General features: G+C 52.2%; 16 protein-coding genes and 2 pseudogenes. 7 read left to right on the plus strand and 11 right to left on the minus strand.

Features of this window, described 5'->3' with window-relative positions; genetic code table 11:
- Positions 1-391 precede the first annotated feature (391 nt).
- The 4 genes and pseudogenes from M2397_RS15235 to M2397_RS15250 all read left to right on the plus strand — a co-directional run bounded on the left by M2397_RS15235 (position 392) and on the right by M2397_RS15250 (position 3,638).
- Entirely contained in the window at positions 392-1,114 is a 723-nt protein-coding gene (locus tag M2397_RS15235; protein ID WP_259243903.1) for a metallophosphoesterase, read from the plus strand.
- A gap of 70 nt (positions 1,115-1,184) precedes the next feature.
- Positions 1,185-1,337: a hypothetical protein gene (locus tag M2397_RS15240; protein WP_167657080.1), complete on the plus strand. Its 153-nt coding sequence runs from the start codon at positions 1,185-1,187 to the stop codon at positions 1,335-1,337.
- Between the two features lie 104 nt (positions 1,338-1,441).
- A pseudogene (locus M2397_RS15245) lies at positions 1,442-1,930 on the plus strand (Na+/H+ antiporter NhaA); the annotation flags it as partial.
- 253 nt (positions 1,931-2,183) lie between these two features.
- Positions 2,184-3,638 carry a TrkH family potassium uptake protein gene (locus M2397_RS15250; protein ID WP_131698023.1) on the plus strand — a complete coding sequence of 485 codons (1,455 nt, stop codon included), beginning with the start codon at positions 2,184-2,186 and terminating at the stop codon, positions 3,636-3,638.
- Between the two features lie 505 nt (positions 3,639-4,143).
- Here the strand turns inward: M2397_RS15250 and M2397_RS15255 are convergent.
- Complete coding sequence (locus M2397_RS15255) at positions 4,144-4,929, minus strand: substrate-binding domain-containing protein (protein WP_145338425.1); 786 nt, start codon at positions 4,927-4,929, stop codon at positions 4,144-4,146.
- Positions 4,930-5,141: 212 nt separating this feature from the next.
- On the opposite strand from M2397_RS15255, the gene M2397_RS15260 reads away from it, so the two are divergent.
- The 3 genes from M2397_RS15260 (at position 5,142) to M2397_RS15270 (ending at position 8,511) form a co-directional block, all read left to right on the plus strand.
- Positions 5,142-5,819, plus strand: a complete 678-nt coding sequence (locus M2397_RS15260) for a response regulator transcription factor (protein WP_259243906.1) — start codon at positions 5,142-5,144, stop codon at positions 5,817-5,819.
- A complete protein-coding gene (locus tag M2397_RS15265) occupies positions 5,797-7,206 on the plus strand; it encodes a HAMP domain-containing sensor histidine kinase (protein ID WP_167657081.1) in 1,410 nt (469 codons plus the stop codon). Before M2397_RS15260 ends, M2397_RS15265 begins: the two co-directional genes overlap by 23 nt.
- 240 nt (positions 7,207-7,446) lie before the next feature.
- On the plus strand, positions 7,447-8,511 hold the full coding sequence (locus M2397_RS15270; RefSeq protein ID WP_405046439.1) for a D-alanyl-D-alanine carboxypeptidase family protein: 1,065 nt from the start codon (positions 7,447-7,449) through the stop codon (positions 8,509-8,511).
- A 416-nt stretch (positions 8,512-8,927) separates the two neighbouring features.
- On the opposite strand, the gene M2397_RS15275 is transcribed toward M2397_RS15270, so the two are convergent.
- From M2397_RS15275 to M2397_RS15320, 10 genes and pseudogenes are all read right to left on the minus strand, one after another.
- Positions 8,928-9,296 (minus strand): CrcB family protein, encoded by a 369-nt coding sequence (locus M2397_RS15275; RefSeq protein ID WP_405046440.1) that lies wholly within the window; start codon positions 9,294-9,296, stop codon positions 8,928-8,930.
- 76 nt (positions 9,297-9,372) lie between these two features.
- Complete coding sequence (gene pstB / locus M2397_RS15280; protein ID WP_167655632.1) at positions 9,373-10,152, minus strand: phosphate ABC transporter ATP-binding protein PstB; 780 nt, start codon at positions 10,150-10,152, stop codon at positions 9,373-9,375.
- Complete coding sequence (gene pstA, locus M2397_RS15285; protein ID WP_167655634.1) at positions 10,152-11,024, minus strand: phosphate ABC transporter permease PstA; 873 nt, start codon at positions 11,022-11,024, stop codon at positions 10,152-10,154. The genes pstB and pstA overlap by 1 nt, the downstream gene beginning before the upstream one ends.
- Positions 11,021-12,016, minus strand: coding sequence for a phosphate ABC transporter permease subunit PstC (gene pstC / locus M2397_RS15290; RefSeq protein ID WP_184742744.1), 996 nt, complete (start codon positions 12,014-12,016; stop codon positions 11,021-11,023). The genes pstA and pstC overlap by 4 nt, the downstream gene beginning before the upstream one ends.
- Positions 12,017-12,089: 73 nt before the next feature.
- The gene (pstS, locus tag M2397_RS15295; protein WP_082118724.1) at positions 12,090-13,106 is read right to left on the minus strand and encodes a phosphate ABC transporter substrate-binding protein PstS; all 1,017 of its coding nucleotides are present in this window, start codon (positions 13,104-13,106) and stop codon (positions 12,090-12,092) included.
- Positions 13,107-13,361: 255 nt separating this feature from the next.
- Positions 13,362-13,727: a YidH family protein gene (locus M2397_RS15300; protein ID WP_167655636.1), complete on the minus strand. Its 366-nt coding sequence runs from the start codon at positions 13,725-13,727 to the stop codon at positions 13,362-13,364.
- A 98-nt stretch (positions 13,728-13,825) separates the two neighbouring features.
- Positions 13,826-14,244, minus strand: a pseudogene (locus tag M2397_RS15305) (DUF6691 family protein).
- A 2-nt stretch (positions 14,245-14,246) separates the two neighbouring features.
- Positions 14,247-14,666 carry a YeeE/YedE family protein gene (locus M2397_RS15310; RefSeq protein WP_259243919.1) on the minus strand — a complete coding sequence of 140 codons (420 nt, stop codon included), beginning with the start codon at positions 14,664-14,666 and terminating at the stop codon, positions 14,247-14,249.
- A 70-nt stretch (positions 14,667-14,736) separates the two neighbouring features.
- Entirely contained in the window at positions 14,737-16,224 is a 1,488-nt protein-coding gene (locus M2397_RS15315) for a SulP family inorganic anion transporter (protein ID WP_167655638.1), read from the minus strand.
- Positions 16,225-16,749: 525 nt separating this feature from the next.
- Entirely contained in the window at positions 16,750-18,378 is a 1,629-nt protein-coding gene (locus tag M2397_RS15320) for a methyl-accepting chemotaxis protein (RefSeq protein ID WP_167655640.1), read from the minus strand.
- Positions 18,379-18,522 lie beyond the last annotated feature (144 nt).

Raw genomic sequence — 18,522 nt, forward strand, 5'->3', positions numbered from 1 at the left:
ATATCTCCAGCCTATGGAAAAGCTTGGAATTGCGCGGACTACAGTTCAGAAGTATTGGAATACATAAGCCTGCAGAACATCAGCAATCCTGCAATTTACGCAAATCGATGTTTATGGCGCGCCCTCTCGGGTCGGCTGTCGTAAACCATGCCATGGCTGACGCCAAGTCATGGCTCTTGGGCTTCCATCCTCGCGCCTCCGGCCTTACTGGCCTGCGCGCTCCGCTTGCTCTGGTCATTTCAATCGACGGAAGAAACTCGGGATGCCTCAGCCCTGCGCACTGGAGTGTAGTCATCCTGCCTGTCCATATTTCTGTTGGAAGGTGCGGTCGCTGGGTGGACAATACGGGTTTGGTCACCTGGTGGCTGGCCATTGAGGAAGGAACCCGCGCATGAGTCAGAAAGTTCTGAGGCTTCCCCGGAACGAGGTAGGTCGCGACTTCGTCGTCGGTGACATCCACTTCAAGACGATTGACCTCCATAAAGGATTGTTGAAGCTAGGTTTCGACAAGGCAATCGACCGAGTCATCGGGGTGGGTGACCTCATAGATCGCGGGCCGGGAGTCCTCGACGGGCTGAAGCTTCTTGGTGAGCCGTGGTTCTTCACTGTTCAAGGTAACCATGAGCAGATGCTTATCAATGCTTACAGGGAAAATCCCAGCGCTCGTTACGTAGCTCATGGTGCAGGCTGGTGGTCGACCATAGCCGACGAATCGAAGGAGATGATAATTGGAAAGCTTGAGAGCCTTCCATCCGTCATTGAAATCGAGTCGCCTCTCGGCTTGGTTGGAGTTGTTCACGCGGACATTCCTGCTGGGATGTCATGGGTCGAGTTCACTCGAGACATATCAATCCCTGCTGTCGAAGAGATCGCGCTATGGGGGCGCGAGCGGATCAAAAAGCACCATCGAGAAGGTGTCAAAGGAATCTGGCGTGTGTGCACGGGACACACCTGGATTCCAGAGCCTATTCGGCTAGGGAACGTTCTTGCGCTTGATTTCACCGGAGGGGGTGAAGGGTCACTAGCTGTATATTGCGTTCAGGCGGACACGATTTATGTGGAGGGGCGCCCCGTGTCACTTGACCAATCGCGAACCACGTGCCCTTTGTGGTGAGTGCCTGCTTTCGAAAGATCCCGACGAAGCCGGTTGGAAAGTAAGCCGGTCAGCCCCTAAGGAGCCACGAATGGATGCCATTTGGCGCGTGCCGGGCAGAGCCTATCAAGTCGCTCGTTATCCTGAGCGCCTGCTCATTGAAGAGCGCGCCGAAGCTCTCTCAGCCGCAGGCTATCCGCTGCCAGGTGATGATCCGGCCATGTGTACGCTGAGCAAAGGCTGAAAGCTGCCAGAGCGGCAGCTAGTTCATCCCAGGTAGGTAGCGTTAGCGAAAACACTGCGGCTGAGCTCTCCGCAAGAGAGGTATCCCAGGCACTGAGGGAGGCGATTTTTGTTCCTGCGCTGATCTACATCGCAATCAACTGGGGTAATTCCGAGACCTTGAAGGGCTGGGCTATCCCAGCCGCTACCGACATCGCGTTCGCCCTGGGCGTCTTGTCTTTGCTGGGTAAGCGAGTCCCGACTTCGCTGAAGGTTCTCCTCGCTGCCTTGGCGATCATTGACGACCTGGGTGCTGCGATCGGCTTGTTGGTGGGCAAGCAGATTGGCATCTTCCTATTGGCTGCTCTGGCTATTCGTATGGGCTTGGCCAAACTGCCGGAAGGAAGTAGCTGGACTCAGCTTTACGGCGTAGCGCTGCTGTGCGGCATTGGCTTCACCATGAGCCTATTCATTGGCAACCTGGCGTTCGCCGGATCAGCTCACTTGATTGATGAGGTCAAAGTCGGAGTGTTGATCGGCTCGATTCTGGCCGCGATTGCTGGTGTTCTGGTGCTGCGCCGCAGCAGCACAGAGGGGGAAGTCGCTTCCATGTAAATCATATCTGAAACCGACACTCAGGGAACGCGTTAGCTGCAAGATAGGGCTACCTGAACTACACTGAATTTGCTGAGGGATCAGCCCCATCCGAAACACAAAGTGCCCGGCCTTGCGCCGGTTTTTTTGTTTCTGTAATTCTGGTATGGCCGTGCCTTGGCTTCCTGATGGACTAAAAAATTTTACGGAAAATTTACGGGGCTAAACGGTTGGTCGTCCGATACTGCCCGGCGCTAATTTGGCAGGCTATTTTATGTCCCTCGCAACAATGCGGCTTATCGGCTTCATCTTAGGCATTTTTCTAGTTACTCTCGCTGTGAGCATGGTTATACCCATGATTACGCTTGTGGCCTATGAGCGTAGCGACGATCTGTCTGCCTTCCTCTGGTCGAGCTTTATTACGTTTATCTGCGGCCTACTGTTGATCGTGCGGGGGCGGCCAGACGCTGTCCACCTTCGCCCTAGGGATATGTACCTGCTGACGACTGGCAGTTGGGTGGTGGTATGCACCTTCGCAGCGTTGCCGATGGTGTTCATCAGTGGCATCAGCTACACCGACGCTTTCTTTGAAACTATGTCTGGTATCACAACTACTGGCTCAACCGTTTTAAGTGGTTTGGATACCGCGTCTCCAGGATTGTTGATATGGCGTTCGATGCTGCACTGGCTGGGTGGTATCGGCTTCATCGGCATGGCTGTGGCAATACTTCCATTGCTGCGGGTAGGTGGCATGCGTCTCTTCCAGACTGAGTCCTCAGACTGGTCGGAGAAAGTTACACCTCGCTCCCATGTGGCCGCTAAGTACATCCTCTTTCTCTATCTGGGACTTACTGGAGTCGGGGCTCTTGCACTCTGGGTAGCAGGAATGACGCCTTTTGAGGCGGTCAACCACGCAATGTCGTTGATCTCTACTGGGGGATTCTCAACGTCAGACGCGTCACTTGGCCACTGGACGCAGCCGGCGATTCACTGGGTAGCAGTAGTCATAATGATTCTGGGGAGCTTGCCCTTTACCTTGTACGTCGCGACGTTGCGCGGTAATCGCCGTGCGCTGATCAAGGATCACCAAGTGCGCGGATTCGTGGGGTTCTTGGTCGTCACCTGGCTGACGGTGGGTACGTGGCTGTGTTTTCACAGCGACTACGGATGGTGGGATGCGTTTCGTATCGTGGCCGTCAATGTGACGTCGGTCGTCACAACCACAGGCGTTGCTGTAGGCGATTACACCTTGTGGGGCAGCTTCGCGGTCTTGCTTTTTTTCTATCTGACCTTTGTTGGCGGGTGTTCAGGCTCGACGGCTGGAGGCCTTAAAATTTTCCGCTTTCAGGTTGCAGGTGCTCTATTAGTGAGTAGCCTGAAGCAGTTGATCCACCCTCGCGCAGTGATTCGGAAAAAGTACAACGGCCATCCAGTTGACGAAGAGATCTTACGCTCGCTTTTGACCTTCTCATTTTTCTTCACCATTACCATCGCAATGATCGCCTTAGGGCTCGCCTTAATCGGACTAGATTGGGTTACTGCGTTAAGCGGCGCGGCTACTGCTGTCTGCAACGTGGGGCCAGGGCTCGGCGAAGTCATTGGGCCTGCGGGCAATTTCTCATCGTTGCCTGATGCAGCAAAATGGCTACTCACCATTGGCATGCTGCTGGGGCGATTGGAGATACTCACTGTACTGGTGCTCATTACGCCGGTTTTTTGGAAGTACTAACATTCGCTTGGCGGTGACGCCGCGTTGGTAATCGTGTTTGTCCAGCCAACAACCAAGGACTGTTGGAGGAAATCCGTTTTTCCGGCTTAAATGACCGCATATCCAGTGTTCAGCCTTACGATTTTGCGGGCACACCAAAATTTGATATTGGCACCACTCCATTTTTCGAGGGCTAGCAATCATCGGCGGTAGAAATTACATTGAGCAACAGAAGTATAAGTAAGCGAGAAATACTCGCCAACGCCGACAGGGGCTAGTAAAGATGGACGCATACCAGCGCCGCCGACGCATCCAATTCTGGTTAGGCTCATTCCCAATGTTAGTAGGCTTTACCATTCTAGTTCTCGCCTTGATTCTGTCTGGCAGAGGTGCCTCGTTGAGCCCTCAAGAACTTGATGGCTTAAGCTTGAGTCAGCAAACGAAATCGCCCCCTCAAATAACCGACCATAAAGCAACTACAATCCTGGCAGTGGCCAAATAGCGAGCACACAGCTCCTAGCAGGGCTCATCGAACAGGTGTTAATCCGCCTAGCTTCATGGCACTCCTAGCGGCTTCTGAGCGGAGGAACTTTAATAGCGTGGCAGCCTCCTCTTGCTGCACGCTGCCCGTGGTGATCGCCGCTGAGTACATTGTCATTTTCTGAACCTGATCGGGGATAAGCCCAATCACATCGATGCCTTCCATGTGCATCAGCTCACTCAATTGTTGGAAGCCTATCTCCGCTTCGCCACGGGCTACTGCTTCTGCGACAGGCTTCGCAGAAATCGTTCTGGTCTTAACCCTCAACCTTTCTGAGATGTGCATTTGAGGGAAGAGAATACGTGACAGGTATGTTCCGCTGGGCGTATCCGATAGAGCCAGAGACTTTGCGTTGAGCAACGTCTTTTTGAAGTTCTTCATGGTGCTTATATCGGGCTTTTTAGCGCCTTTGCGGACGGCCATGGCAATGAACGACTTGGCAAGGTCAATTCGACTCGCTTTTTGCAAATGGCCTTGATCTATAAGCTTTCGTAGCTCCCAGTCCTCCATGATTACAACATCCGCTTTTTGACCACTCTCCAACAGATTTTCGATTGCCGTTGGCGTATTGCCTGTGGGCGGGGATTCTTTAGTTACCAGGCTGATTCCTGTCGTTTTTTCATAAAGGGGGGCTATGGATTGAATCGCCGCGATGAAGCCTCCTGTCGTAAAGAGGGTAAGCGTTTTGGTGGGAGTGGCATCCTGTGCCTCAATGCCATCTGCAAATAGAAACAAGCAAGCCAATGCGAGCCTCAATAAGGTCTTCGTCATGACGGGATATCCTGAATCGAGCGTAGAGATGAGATTTAGCAGTGGGGGCGCGAAAAAATAGGCACCTTTCAAGCAAAGACGAAATTAAGGATGGTTAAGAAATATTTAGTTTACCGTCCGATGCACCCTACCTAGGCTGCACAGATCTTTAAAGCCTACGGCGCTTGGAGCTCGCTTGAGCTTTAGGTTTGCAATCGTTGTGTGGAGTAAAAATGAATCGCGCGCTGGTGATAGAGGACGATGAGGTTACAGCCAAGGCTATTGTTAACACGCTGACCTCCCATGGATTCGAAGTTCTATGGACGGCGAACGGTCGTGATGGATTATCAGCGGCCATTTCTGGTGGCCATGATGTGATAACACTTGACCGGATGCTGCCTGATTTCGATGGTTTGACGATAATTAGTACGCTGCGAAGCCTCGGTATTCAGACGCCAGTCTTGATGATCAGCGCATTGTCAGATGTCGATGAGCGGGTCAAAGGGCTTCGTTCAGGGGGTGACGACTACCTGACCAAACCGTTCTCTACGGTCGAAATGATAGCCAGGGTGGAAGTGCTGCTGAGGCGCCCGCTTGCCGGTGTGAATGAGCGCCTACTATGCGTCGGCAACCTCCATATTGATCTTATTGAACAGTCACTCAGCCGCGACGGCGTGCAGATCCCACTTCTTCCAACCGAGTTCAAACTGCTCACTTATTTCATGCGCAACGCGGGTCAGCTGGTTACTAGAACCATGCTTTTCCAGGCAGTTTGGGGATATCACTTCGACCCAGGCACGAACATTATTGACGTCCATATCGGTCGCCTGCGTAAAAAAATCGAGGGTGGAAATTCACCCGTTATTCAAACCATACGCGGTTCTGGTTATGTTCTTGCCTCCCAGGAATGAGCGTTGGCGTTCCTCCAATAGCCGCCTTCTTGGGCTCTACGCCTTGTTTTTTATCGCTTGGGGAGCCGTTTTTACAGGTGTGCTTTATTGGAAAATATCAACCTACCTCGGAGCTGTTGCCGAGCGGACATTGATGCAGCGAGCCCACTATTACCAAAAAATAGATGATGCCAGCCTAAAAGACGAGTTGGCCGCTAGTGAGGTGTATTCGACGTCAGGAATCGACGCCTACGGCTTATTTGAAGCTGACGGCACCCATATCGCCGGCGACCTGCTTCGTTTGCGAGCAAGTCTGCCAGGTGACGGCCAGGTACATTATCTCGAGAGGGGATTGAGCATTGCATTGCCACGAGAGCAAACCCGAAGCAGCCATGCACTGATGCAGCATCGTGACGATGGTCGAATTTTGATCCTATCGCGCGATGGGGGCTCTATCTCCGCAGTCGGCGGTATTATCGAGCAAGCATTATTTTGGGGGTTTTCTCTTACCCTTATCCCTGGGTTGATCGGTTGGTGGCTCCTGAGGCGAAGGCCCTTACGTAGGGTACAGCGACTCCAAAGCTGCACTGAAAGTATCGTATCGGGCAATCTCGGCGAACGCCTTCCGCTGTCTCCACGCCGCGATGAACTCGACATGTTGGCCAATGCTGTCAACGTCATGCTCGAGCATATAGAGCAGCTTATGCATGAGGTTAAGGGGGCGTGTGACGGTATTGCGCACGATCTGCGTACTCCCCTGACTCGCCTGCGTGCCCATCTTGACCAGCTGCAGCAGTTACCCCTGGATAGCTCTCATGCAGAGACCTTGAACATGGCACTGGAAGAAAGCGAATCCATCATGTTGCGCTTCCAAGGGCTGCTGCGAATATCTGAACTTGAAGATACGAGGAGAAGATCAGGATTTGAATCTTTTCAACCTGCGGCCCTAATAACTCAGGCGCACGAATTTTTCGAACCGTTGGCACAGGAAAAGGGGCTAACACTGCTCCTTGAGATTTCAGCGGATCTTCCGGCTTTATCGGGTGATGTTTCTCTTCTGTTCGAAGCGTTGGTTAATCTTTTGGATAACGCCATCAAATTTACTCCCGAGGGTGGTGTCATTCACTTTAGGGGTTATCTGGCGGGTAACTCGCTCAATATCGAGGTCTCTGATAATGGCCCTGGGATCCCTGAGGAAGAGCGTGAAAGCGTGATTCGCAGGCTTTATCGCGTCGACTCTACTCGCCAGCAACCTGGGCACGGGCTGGGGCTTTCTCTGGTATCGGCAATCGTTCGGTTGCATGGGTTCGTATTGAGCATCCAGGAATCACCGCGTGGTTGCGGAGCCACGGTCTCGATTATCTGTCCTTTGCCAGAGGTGAAAGCAACCCTTGCCGCGCCAAGTTAAATTTATTTTAACCTGAGTTAATTTGAGCGATCACAAGTCCTAACTTAGTTTGGCGCGTCTTTCTGCTATCCGAGGCGGGCACTTGTGAAACACCCTAAATTGCGGCTTACACTCATTCTTGTGTGTTCTTTTTTGACACCAGCTTGGGCGGCTCCAGTATCAACCCCAAGTCCTGCGTCACCTAATCCGCGAGCGATGATCCCCGCAGCACCGCAACTGAGCGCAAAATCCTGGGTGCTTATGGATGCAGCGACCGGTACGGTTATAGATAGCCAAAACGCTGATATGCGCTTGCCCCCAGCCAGCCTGACCAAATTGATGACTGTTTATGTCGCTACCAATGAGATACAGGCTGGGCGCCTCAAGGTCGACGACCCGGTCACTGTCAGTGAGAATGCCTGGAGAACGGGCGGTTCTAGAATGTTTCTTGATCCAGGCGCCGTTGTGCCTGTGCGAGACCTACTGCGCGGTGTGGTGATCGACTCTGGCAATGACGCCAGTGTGGCGCTATCTGAGCATATCGCGGGTAGCGAAGATGCGTTTGCTGGGTTGATGAATGTCACCGCTAATAAACTTGGGCTGACTGACACCCACTTTGTGAATCCTACAGGCTTGCCGGCACCTGAACACTATTCTTCAGCTCATGATATGGCTCGGCTTGCACGGGCGATCATCACCGATGAGTCAGCTTACTACTCGTTGTACGCGCACAAATATTTCACCTGGAACAACATTCGCCAACCCAATCGGAATCTTCTCCTTTGGCGCGATCCGAGTGTTGACGGCCTCAAGACTGGCCATACTGAGGAAGCCGGATACTGCATGGTGACTTCTGCTGTTCGTGATGGGAGGCGCCTAATCAGTGCAGTATTTGGCTCGACAACGATGAACAGTCGTGCGGAAGATGCTCAAAAGATCCTGAGCTATGGCTTTCGCAATTTTGAGACAAATACCTATCAGAAAGGCGGAAGAATTTTAGCTCAACCGCGACTGTGGAAAGGCGACAAGGACGTAATCGCTGTTGGCTTGCGCGATGATGTGACACTCACGCTACCCAAAAATAGTGGTCGCAAGGTAGAAACGCGCCTACACATTAATAACGCTCTACAAGCTCCTATTGCTGTCGGCGATGTAGTCGGGAGTTTTGAGCTGTATGACGGTGTAAATAAACTTACTACCCGATCACTCATAGCGTTAGAAGCGGGAGAAGCAGGTGGTTGGTGGGTGCGTACCTGGGACACACTCCATCTTTTTTTTGCAGGATTGTTTGATGTGAAGGACGACACGGGAGAAGTAAAGGCCTGAATCTGGATTGATGATATCCAGCCGTGATTCACCTCACTGACAACCTCAAATGATTCCCACTGATCTGACGTGGCAGGGGCGAAACCATCCACTTGAGTCAGCAGCCTCGATGCCCAATGACATTTGCCTCAATGACGCTTTAGCGTCGGCTCGAAATGTCAGCCATCACAAAGGGAGAATGCTCAATGGGTTGTCGCTTCCATGCCATTCATATCTGATACCGACCTAAGAGAACGTGTTAGCTGCACCATAGATCTGACTGAACTACACTCGAGTTTGCTGATGGATCAGCCCCCATCCGAAATACAAAAAGCCTGGCTTCGCGCCGGGCTTTCTGTTTCTGTCATTCTGCGCAAGGCTTTACCCTGGGCTGAAATCACAAACCAAATTTCATATCAGTCTATGGTCAATACTAACTAGATGTCGTCTACCCAGTGGAACGTGAGCGCTCCTAACGCAGTCATGGCAAGCAACGCTATGACATGAAGCGAGATGGCCCCAATTGCAGGAATAAACCGTTCTTTGTGGCTTAACGTGGCCGATCCTGCCGAGGCTAGTGAGAAGACCGCGAGTCCTATGCAAAAGCTTGTGATGATCGCAAGGTGCCAGCGAGGAAAGAGCAGCGGCGAATCCACCCAAAAGCCAATGGTCAGGCCAATCAAGTAACCCCCGGCCAAATTCGCTGCGAGCGTTCCCGCAGGCATGCTCGGAAACAAATTCTTGAGCTTTTCCCCCAAAATATTGCGTAGCCACCCTCCAAGCGATGCGCTTATGGCGATGGCCACTAATGTTCTCACCAAGCTGACGAACTCCTTGCCGCTCTAGGGGCTGAGAGCTTATGTACTGAAGGAAAGGGATTGGTTATCCAAAGCGACCTGTAATGTAGTCTTCCGTCTGCTTCATTTTTGGTTTGGTGAAGATGGTGTCGGTCACATCATGCTCAATCAATTCGCCCATAAACATAAAGGCGGTGTAGTCCGAAACACGAGCCGCTTGCTGCATGTTGTGGGTCACGATGATGACGGTATATTGCTCTTTTAACTCAGTAATCAACTGCTCTATTCGCCCAGTGGAGATTGGGTCAAGCGCGGAGGTCGGCTCATCCAAAAGCAATACTTGTGGGCGTAAAGCGATGGTGCGCGCTATACACAGGCGCTGTTGCTGACCACCCGACAGGCTCTGTGCGCTCTGTTTGAGCTTGTCCTTTACCTCGTCCCAAAGCGCTGCTCCATTTAAGGCTTGCTCTACGCGTTCATCCATCTCACGACGGGAGAGCCGTTCATGGTGACGCACGGCGTAAGCGACGTTGTCGTAAATGGACATCGGAAACGGTACGGGTTTCTGGAAGACCATGCCGATATGGCTACGCAGACGGTTCATCGAGTAACCAGGCGCGAGAATATTCTCTCCGTTGAGCAGCACCTCGCCCCGCGCTTCCTGCTTCGGGTACATAGCGTATATACGGTTGAACACCCGCAGTAACGTCGACTTCCCGCAACCTGACGGCCCAATGATCGCAGTGATCCGCTTCTCTGGAATATCCATATCGATGGAGTTCAGAGACCGCTGGTTATTGTAAAAAAACTCCAGGCCACGAACGCGAATTTTGGTTCTTTCGTCGGCAAGGTCACGGCTATTCATCAGGTCAACCTATTGCGTAAAAGGATCAAGCGGGACAGTAAACTGAGTACCAGTACAAACAAGGTCAGCACCAATGCACCAGCCCAGGCTAGAGAGTGCCAGTCATCGAATGGGCTCATGGCGTACTGGAAAACCACTACGGGCACGCTGGCAATCGGTTTCAGAAGATTGCTGCTCCAGAACTGGTTGCCGAACGCTGTAAACAGTAGAGGCGCTGTTTCACCAGTGATTCTGGCTAGTGCGAGTAGCACCCCGGTCACCACGCCCGCTTTTGCAGCTCGTAGTACGATTTGTAGAGTCAATTTCCATTGCGGGACGCCTAATGCCAGCGCGGCTTCCCGCATGGTTGACGGTTGTAGTTGAAGCATCTCGTCAGTAGTTCTCACCACCACTGGAATCACCAATAGCGCCAGTGCCAGAGCGCCGGCGATAGCGGAGAAGCCGACTTGGTGATTAGTAAGTATGTTCAACGGCAAGATAACGCCGGTATAGATGAACAGCCCCAACACAATGGACGGTGCCGACAGGAGAATGTCGTTAATAAAACGTACCGTGGTACCTAGACGCGAGTGTCGTGCGAATTCCGCTAACCAGATTCCCGCCATCAAGCCAATGGGCGTCCCGATAAGCAGGGCGATACCGGACATCAGGGCGCTGCCATAAAACGCATTCGCCAGCCCACCTTCCGTACCGGGCGGCGGCGTCATTTGCGTAAAGAGGCGAATATTGAGCGCCTGAAATCCGTTGATCACTGTGGTCAGCAGAATCCAGACCAGCCAGATGAGACCGAACGCAGTTGCCCCACAACTGAGCGCCAATGCAAAGCGATTCTTGAAAGCCCGAATCTGGTAGAGACGTTCGTTTCCGGTCATAGACCCTCCTTGCGTGAAAGCCGCATGAGCAGGAGTCGTGCTAGCGCCAGTACGATAAAGGTGACGACAAATAACAGGAAGCCCAGTGCAATCAGCGCCGAGCGATGCAGGTCGGTATAGGCTTCGCTGAACTCGTTAGCGATGACTGACGCAATGGAACTGCTTGGCATCAACAATGAGGCGGAGAATTGTTGAGCATTACCCAGCACGAAAGTCACCGCCATGGTCTCGCCCAATGCGCGTCCGAGCCCGAGAAAAATTCCTCCCACCACCGCTGAGCGCGTGTAGGGCAGAACAATGTCCCAGACCACTTCCCAAGTAGTGCTACCTAGCGCGTAAGCAGACTCCTTGAGGGTTGTCGGAACACTACGGAACACCTCGTGCATGACAGAGGTGATGAAGGGCATGATCATGATTGCCAGCACAATACCCGCTGTCAGCATGCCAATCCCTAAAGGTGGGCCCTGAAACAGCGAACCCACCAAAGGAAGCTCACCCAGATAGTCATTGATCCAAGGTGATAGATGCTCTGCCATGAACGGGCCGAAAACGAATAGCCCCCACATGCCATAGATAATCGATGGAATTCCCGCGAGCAATTCAACCGCCGAGGCAACAGGCATCCGCAACCAGGGCGGAGCTACTTCAGTGAGAAAAATCGCGATGCCAAAGCTGACAGGAACCGCAATCAGCAGCGCCAGTAAAGAGGTCACCAAGGTGCCGTAAATCGGTACCAAAGCACCGAAGTGGTTGTTGACGGCATCCCACTCAGTGCTTGTCAGAAAGTCGAGACCGAAAGTCTTGAATGCAAGACTACCGCCCCAAAGTGTCGAGGCGGCAATACTCACCAGTAGCAACAGCACCAGCATTGCGGCGCCAAGCATTGAACGCTTAAACCAGAGATCATGACGCTGATCGCGAGCCGCACGCTTATCACTCGTAACGTCGCCAACGTAGAGGGTCATGGTCAAAGGTTGGACTGTGTCGTTCATCATACGTCTACTCACAAACAAACCCCTTCATCAGGCAAAACTTGCTCGAGGAAGGGGTTTAAGTGTTGCTGAATCAATGGGCGAAGTCAGACTTCCAGTAACCTTCGATACGCTTCACCAGAGAGTCAGGCAGGGCTACATAGTCCAGCGCCGAAGCCTGTTGCTGGCCTTTCTCCAACGACCATTTGAAGAAGTTGAAGGCAGCTTGGCTTTGCTCGGCATTCTTCGGCTGTTTGTACATGATGATCCAGGTGGTCGCCGTGATCGGCCAAGCGCTATCGCCAGGCGCATTGGTCATGATCAGGTTGAAGTCTTTGGCGTTAGCCCAGTCCGCAGTGTCGGCAGCCGCTTGGAACGCTTTGGCGTTGGGCTGAATGAATTTCCCGGCGGCGTTCTTCAGCTGTGCGTGCGTCATTTTGTTTTGCAGGGCATAGGCGTACTCAACATAACCGATTGAGTTTTTGATCTGCTTTACGTAAGCCGAGACACCTTCGTTACCTTTACCACCCACACCAACCGGCCAAGGCACAGTCGTGCCGAAACCGATTTTCGATTTCCAACCATCACTCACTTTGGAGAGGTAGTTGGTGAAATTGTATGAGGTGCCAGAGCCGTCAGAACGGTGGACGACGGTGATTTTACTGTCTGGCAGTTTCATGCCCTGGTTCAGGGCGACGATGGCCGGATCGTTCCAGACTGTAATCTCACCCAAGAAGATTTTCGCCAAGGTCTCACCATCGAGCTTCAATTGGCCCGGCGCTACACCCTCAATGTTCATCACCGGCACGATGCCGCCAATCACACTGGGAAATTGGCCTAGGCCACCGGCCTTGAGATCATCGGCAGACAACGGTGCGTCAGACGCACCAAAATCTACTGTTGCCGCTTTGATCTGAGCGATACCGCCACCCGATCCAATCGACTGGTAATTGATACGGTTGCTGGAGCTTTTGCTGTAGTCCTGCGACCACTTGGACAAAACCGGATAGACAAAGCTGGAGCCCGCACCGGTAACATCGGTCGCATGAGCAAGGCCACTCATGCAGAGGGAAGCCAGTAAGACAGACAGGCTTTTTTTAGTCAGCAACATCACGACAACACCTCAATGAAAGGAGTTAAGTGGAGGTATCCACCTATCGGAGAAGTGACGATTTAATTCTTTAAATATTTCTATCCGATGACAGTTCCGGGATTTTCAGAAATATTTTGAAATACGTGTGAATCGAGAACCTTCACTCGTTTGCTCGTTGAAAATGCTCGTCTGCATCGGTGTAAAGCCCTGGGGCTGCCGTTTACCCTCTTATACGGAGGGCGATGTCGGGAGCCGAACGAAGCTCTGTCTTGCTTACATAATGGACAAATACGCAACGAGCAAAACGCCCAGGATTGCCGTGATGACATTGATGCCAGGGCCAGCATTGACGCTGTAGCCAAGGGGGATCTCAACAGGCTTGAGGGTCTTTACCACCTTTTTGTACTGCCAGGATGACCAACAGGCAACCGTTGAGCCCAGCATCAGAAAAGCGAGTCCGATCCAGAAAGAAAAATGTTTTCCTGGAGCGCTCAAAACACCTGGCTTGAGCATTTGCAGCAGTAGTCCGAATCGTTCAATTACAAAGCCAAACGCCATCAGCGAAAGGCTGGTTCGGTTCCAGGCCAGCAAGGTTCGCTCAGCAGCAAAGAAGACTCGTGGATCGTTCAGGTCTGACATCAAATACCCCTTGGCTCTCAATAGGTGAAATCGATCTGGTCAGCGTGTGTAGACGTCTGACCGTGCTTCCGTCATTCGCTTTCATGGCTATCGCCTAATCAGGCCGTGCACCGACGTTCTAATAGAGAGAACAAGTACATACCGGCCAACATGGCCAATACGAATATGATGATCTGCCCGTGCCCCGTAAGCAGAATAGCGACGGCAGGCCCAGGGCAGATCCCCGCAATTCCCCAACCTATACCGAACACCAGGCTGCCGCCAATCAAGCGGGCACCCAACTCCCTTTTCATTGGTAACTGCATGGGGGCACCTAGCAAGGACTGCTTGTTCTTACGCGCCCAATTCAGGGGGATAACCGCCACTGCGATGGCCCTACCATCACCAGTGCGAGTGAAGGATCCCAGGCCCCGGCCACATCAAGAAAAGCCAATACCTTGGCGGGGTTCGCCATACTTGCCAGAAGAAGCCCAAGGCCGAAGATCAGTCCTGCAAAAAATGCGCACAGCTTTATCATTTTCATGCGCCCACCACATGACGAATGACGTACACCGTTGCAAAACCGGCGAACATAAAGCACATCGTTGCAGTGATGGAGCGGGCTGACAGTCGAGAGATCCCGCAAACGCCATGACCGCTAGTACAGCCGGAACCGTAACGGGTTCCCACGCCGACGAGCAGCCCCGCAATTATCAGGGTCGGCCACCCTGCCCTAATCTCGATCTCCGGCAGCACGGTAAATACTCCCCACAATAAAGGCGCAAGCAGCAGACCAAAAAGAAACAGCGCCTTCTCGCTCCAGCCCTCACTGCTAAATTTCATCATGCTACCAATCAACCCACTGATGCCTGCGATGCGACCATTTGCGAGAACGAACAAGCCAACCGCCAGACCTATCAAGGCTCCTCCGCCCAATGAAGTCCTAGGCGTAAAGTGCATCTAATAAATGCTCATTTTGCATCTCCTGCACAGAAGTGCTGATAAAGGACATGGATCATTGTTGATCTCTTTAGTGGCTCATGAGCTTGTCGATGGCACAGGGTTTGTCATGAACGCCGAAGCGGTCAACGATTGTTGCGCTGGCTTCATTGAGACCTCGCACTTCAACCTCAGCGCCTTCACGCCGGAACTTGATCACGACCTTATCAAGCGCTGCGACAGCGGTGATATCCCAGAAGTGCGCCTGTATGAGATCAATGGTGACCTTGTTGAGCGCTTCCTTGAAGTCAAAAATCTCAGTGAATTTGTCCGCAGAGCTAAAGAACACCTGGCCCACGACGTGGTAAGTCCGATGCGATTTCGTCACTTCCAGAGTGCTCTTGATATCTAGGTAGTGCCCGACCTTATTAGCAAAGAACAGCGAAGCCAGCAGCACACCTACCAGTACGCCGTAGGCCAGGTTGTGAGTGGCCACGACGACCACGACGGTCGCCACCATAACAAGGTTGGTCGACAGTGGATGCACTTTCAGATTGCGCAAGGAATCCCAACTGAAGGTGCCGATGGACACCATGATCATCACAGCCACGAGTGCAGCCATAGGGATTTTGGAGAGCCATTCGCCAAGAAATACCACCATCAGCAGCAGAAAAACGCCGGCACACAATGTCGAGAGACGGGTGCGGCCACCAGATTTCACGTTGATTATCGATTGGCCGATCATGGCGCAACCTGCCATGCCGCCGAGCATGCCGGCAGCGATGTTGGCTACGCCCTGGCCTTTGCACTCGCGGTTTTTGTTGCTGGTGGTATCGGTCAGATCGTCGACGATGGTCGCGGTCATCATTGACTCGAGTAGACCCACTACGGCCAAAGCAGCCGAGTACGGGAAAATGATGCGCAGGGTTTCAAAGTTCAGCGGCACTTCGGGCCAAAGGAAAATCGGCAACGTATCCGGCAATTGGCCCATGTCGCCTACAGTGCGGATATCCAAGCCGAGATAAATGGCGATGGCAGTAAGGGTGAGGATGCACACCAACGGTGACGGAATCAGCTTGCCAATCTTCGGTAGGTATGGGAATAGATAGATGATTCCGAGGCCCACTGCTGTCATGGCGTAGACGTGCCAGGTCACGTTGGTCAGTTCAGGCAACTGCGCCATGAAAATCAGGATCGCCAATGCGTTTACGAAACCGGTGACTACCGAGCGTGAAACAAAGCGCATCAGTGAGCCCAGCTTCAGGTAGCCAGCGAGGATTTGGAGTACCCCACAGAGTAAGGTGGCTGCTAGAAGATACTGAAGCCCATGATCTTTTACCAAGGTGACCATGAGCAGTGCCATGGCACCAGTTGCCGCTGAGATCATGCCAGGTCGACCGCCGACGAAGGCGATAACGGCGCAGATACAGAAGGAGGCGTAGAGGCCGACCTTGGGGTCGACTCCAGCGATAATTGAAAATGCAATGGCCTCCGGAATCAAGGCCAGAGCGACGACGAGACCTGCTAGCACGTCTCCACGAACGTTGGAGAACCACGTTTTTTTGAGTGATTGCAGCATCAGAATATCCAAGGCAATGCATCACACGCACACCAGGCGAAGGGCGAGCGCGTCGATACGAATTCAAATTTTGAGGATTATTTGACTGTGTGCTTTGGGTGTAAGAACCGGGCATACAGCAGTACGCACCGCTAGCGAACCAGGCGGGTGCGAGGTGTTGCGAGGGGGCGTAGCGCTAAGGCGGCGTAGGCTGCAAGTAGATGGTTTGGAGTACAGTCATGCTGATGTTCCTGTAGCTCAATGGTAAGACTGAGCGATAATTATACCGTCAAGCAGACGTCGATTGCGACACACAATAAAGCTCAGCGTGAGTGATTCCAGCGATCCTCCAACTCAGCCTGCTCATCAATCCTAGATACGTTCTACACCAGGATGGCAATCCCACGGCGGATATCAAAAGAGTCGAGCTACCGGTGCTACGGGTGCTCCGCAGGCCCGGAGCACCTAAATCCCACTTGAAAGTTGCGAACTGCCTGAGAAAAATTGATAGCTTATGCACGCAACCCTCAGTAAAGAGGGCTAACGCTACATTTGAAATTGCTTGACCAGCCTGTTCAATTCGACCGCTAGTTTTGTGAGTTCGGACGTTGCAATAGCTGTCTGACTTGAGCCCTCTGCCGCTTGATTTGAAAGATCACGGATACTCACTAAGCTGCGATCTACCTCCCTTGCAACCTGAGCCTGCTCCTCTGATGCGGTCGCAATCAGAACGTTGCGTTCAGTAATATTGTCGATAGATTCGGTAATCTCCACCAACGCGGAACCAGCGCCTTGAGCAGTGTCCAGAGTTTTCTGGGCTTGGGTGTTTGTGTGAGTCATTGCAGACACAGCAGATCCAGTGCCTTTTTGAATTGAGCTGATCATCTGCTCAATTTCACTGGTTGATTGCTGAGTACGATGAGCTAACGCTCGGACTTCATCAGCGACTACTGCGAAGCCTCGACCCGCCTCACCGGCACGAGCGGCTTCGATAGCCGCATTCAACGCAAGAAGATTGGTCTGTTCGGCGATAGCACGTATCACATCCAAAACCTTGCTGATGTCGGTGGCCATTACGGCGAGCCCTTGTACCTCTTGGGATGCGTCTTCAACATTTGCGACCATCAGGCTGATGGCCTGCACGGTTTCATCGACGCGCGCACGACCAGCCAACGCTGCGGAGTTGGATCGATTGGCTGCTTCAGAGGCTTGCGAGGCATTTCTAGCTACCTCTTCTACCGCTGCACTCATCTCAGTGACGGCAGTTGCTGCCATTTCAACTTCGTTATTTTGACGCAGCATGCCTTTATTTGCGTCTTCGGTGACAGCATGCATTTCTTCAGAAGTCGACGCCAATTGGTTAGAGGAATCAGATATCAAAGAAAGGGTATTTCGCAGCCCATGCTGCATTACGCTTAAAGCCCGCATAAGCCTCGCCACCTCATCGTGTCCTTGAGCTTCAATAACTCCGGTGAGATCGTTTTTAGCAATGCGCTCGGCAATAGCCAGTGATTGGCTGATCGGGCTGGTAATACTTCGAGTGTACATCAAAGCTAGTGCAATCGCGGCCAAGGTACTGATCAATATAAAACCACCAACGATCAATTTAGCTTGTTCATAGGTTTGGTTCGCCTCCTCCCCTGCCCGTTTAGCTTTGTTATTGTTAACGTCTATCAGTTCTTTGATATCGCTCTCAACAGCGTCAGCAGATTGTTTCATCGACTCGCTGGAAAGCTTGACTGCCTCATCTAAATTCCCCGAAGAAATTAGAGACAAGTATTGATCTTGAACCACCTGATAGTTGGCAAGGCTTTTTGAAAGCTCATCAACTTTCTGCTTGCCTATCGGGGTTACGATTAGAGGTTGCAAATTCGACAGCGAATTCTCAATATTAACTCTAGCCTTATTTAATTCCTCTAGAGCTTGAGTTTTTAGGCTTGCGGGCTCTACAGGATTGCGCAATCTTGCGTTGCCACCTCTGATGCTTACAAACTCCCTGTCAATTACCCCAAGTAGGGATATGCTGGGTACAACATTCGTTTCAACGAAGCTTTCAGAGTCCTTCAAGCTCGACGCCTGCTTAAGAGCGATGATCCCCAGCGCAATTATCATCAGGCAAAAGAAACCGAAGCACAGAGCCGAGCGTGGAGCAAGGTTGAGTTTACGCAGCATCATAATAAGAGCCTCTTTTGAATTATTAGCTATGTCGTCACTCGTCAGGCGCGCTTAAGCACCGTTCGTCGAGCAATACGATGTAGCCCGGAAAGGCAGGCCTTTTATTTGACGCATTATGTTTCTAGATGTAAAAAGCTGCAGCTT

Origin of the sequence: Pseudomonas sp. BIGb0381 (assembly GCF_024809815.1) — a bacterium.
Classification (GTDB): Bacteria; Pseudomonadota; Gammaproteobacteria; order Pseudomonadales; family Pseudomonadaceae; genus Aquipseudomonas.